A 1,917-nucleotide genomic window follows, 5' to 3' on the forward strand; every position below is an offset into this window, starting at 1 on the left:
ATCCACGGCGGCCATGAGCTTGACGGTGGCCAGCTCCTTGTCATAGGCGGCCTTTTGGTCCTTGTTCTGCTGGGTCAAGGTTTCGATTTGCTTTTGCAGCTCCTCACTGGCCCCGGCGGACTTCTTCAGCTCCTCAAGCTGGGTGTCACGGGTCTTGACGCTCTCCGTGAGCTGGGTGACCTGGGCCTCCGCCTCCTTGAGCTTGCCGCTGGTGGTGTTGAAGTCGGTGCGGGAAACAAAGCCCTTGCCGATTTCCTGAGACACCGCCGTGTCAATTTCGGGGGTGTACTTGTCCCCCAGGATAGTCTTGAGCCATTCCAACATAATGCTTTACCTCCTTGTGTTGTCTGCTGTCCTTGTTTATCCGGCCAGTCCCGGTATTGCAGCGCCCCGCTTTTAGTCCGCCGGGCCAGCGGTAGGGTATGAAAAAAGCACCGTGCATTTTCAGCACGATGCTTTAATCAACAGGTGGGTTATTCAAATTAGAGGCCTATGCACTCATATCAAGGCGGACAAGTCCACCGTTTTTGCTCTGTCAAACAAAGCAAAATTCATAAATGGGCTAAATGTAGAAATTGCGCCGGTCTTTTTGTCTACCGTATCACACGCCCCGCCAAACACCTCACCATCCGGCAGGTCTTGGGGGACAAAGACAAAGCCAAAAAAGTCCCCGTAGTCTTTACACTCTATGCACTTTTTTCCGCTGTTTCTCTGCTTGATAACGGCATAGGCTTTTTTGGCGTCCATGTTTTCACCCCTTGTTTATGCAAGCGTTCTTGATTGCATCAGACGGCTCAAGATTATCCCATCTCATATGGATAATGCTTTCCGGCTTTACTCTCTTGAAATACTCAGCCACGTCAATCCCGCCACATTGCGGGTCAATAAAAAGCACGGTTTCACCTTGCCGCTCCCAGGAAAAGAAGTGTCCCCAGGTTGAGCCTTTCCATTGCACAAAGACTGAGCCTCTCGCACCATCCGGGTGTAGCCCTTTTATTTGCTTTGTAAGCGTTTCAACAATAGGCACCCTTTTTTCTTTCATAAACGGGTACGCTTTTCCGCCTGTAAATAGATTTTTCCAATCGCTCACAAGTAAACCGTGCAAGGGTTGGGCCTCAACGTCAAAGCCTCTCCGGCGCATTTCGTAGGTTGCACTACAATAGCCGCAGTTATAGGTATAGTCCCCGCCTTTTGCAAAATTAGGGTTACAAGTTGGGCTCTGTGCGGTTCCTATGTCATCAGCTATTGTATGGTTACCTTGTATGTCGTTAAAGCCCCACGGATTTATTTTACCTTGTTTTGCGGCGTCTGTCAATCCCTGCCCCTGTTGGACAAACTGCTGCCGCCAGTCCGCAAAGGTCATGTCCGCAGGGACTTTGTGCGTGGTGCCGTCCGGGTTGCGGGTCCACCGTTCACCAATGCCCGCCATATCCTCAAAATAGGGGGCCGTACAGCACCGGCACCACGGATGGAAAGGGGGAGCGGTGAGGCCCGGCTGATATTCGGACATTTTGAAAACCTGGCCGTCCAGGGCCCCGCACAGCTCACAGGTGTCTTGGTCAAAGGACGCCACGATTTTGTAGCGCTCCACCCCCAGCTCACCGTAACAGTCCTTTTGGGCGGCGCTGGCAAAATAGGCGCTCTCCGTCATGATGAGGCGGCCCGCTTTGCCTTTTGACACGTTGAATTGCTTGGCAACGGCGGAGATGGCCCGGTCAGGAGCCTCCCCCCGGATTATCATTTGCGTGAGCTGGGTGTTGACGCTGTTCACCAGGGCCTGCTTATTGGTCCAGCAGCGGTCCCGAAATGTCTGGCCGTCCACCGTCCAGGGGCGGGACAAGACCTTTTTGATGGTGCCCTCATTGAGCGCCTGCATGGTCCAGCCCACGCCAAGGCCCCGCTGGACCTCAAAGGCGG

The 1,917-nt window shown here is 53.6% G+C and carries 3 protein-coding genes; all 3 read right to left on the bottom strand.

All coding sequences use genetic code 11. The features are described from left to right. On the bottom strand, window positions 1–324 hold a 324-nt coding region (locus NFS22_RS23440; protein ID WP_251320033.1), incomplete at its 3' end, for a phage scaffolding protein. A 174-nt stretch (window positions 325–498) separates the two neighbouring features. Further along, complete coding sequence (locus NFS22_RS23445; RefSeq protein ID WP_251320034.1) at window positions 499–747, bottom strand: hypothetical protein; 249 nt, start codon at window positions 745–747, stop codon at window positions 499–501. Window positions 748–751: 4 nt separating this feature from the next. Next, the gene (locus tag NFS22_RS23450; RefSeq protein WP_251320035.1) at window positions 752–1,771 is read right to left on the bottom strand and encodes a minor capsid protein; all 1,020 of its coding nucleotides are present in this window, start codon (window positions 1,769–1,771) and stop codon (window positions 752–754) included. Between the last annotated feature and the right edge of the window lie 146 nt (window positions 1,772–1,917).

Source organism: Flintibacter muris (assembly GCF_943192995.1).
Classification (GTDB): Bacteria; Bacillota; Clostridia; order Oscillospirales; family Oscillospiraceae; genus Lawsonibacter; species Lawsonibacter muris.

Coding starts and splice junctions, on each gene's coding strand:
- NFS22_RS23445 (WP_251320034.1), bottom strand. CDS start 747: ATGGACGCCAAAAAAGCCTATGCCGTTATCAAGCAGAGAAACAGCGGA.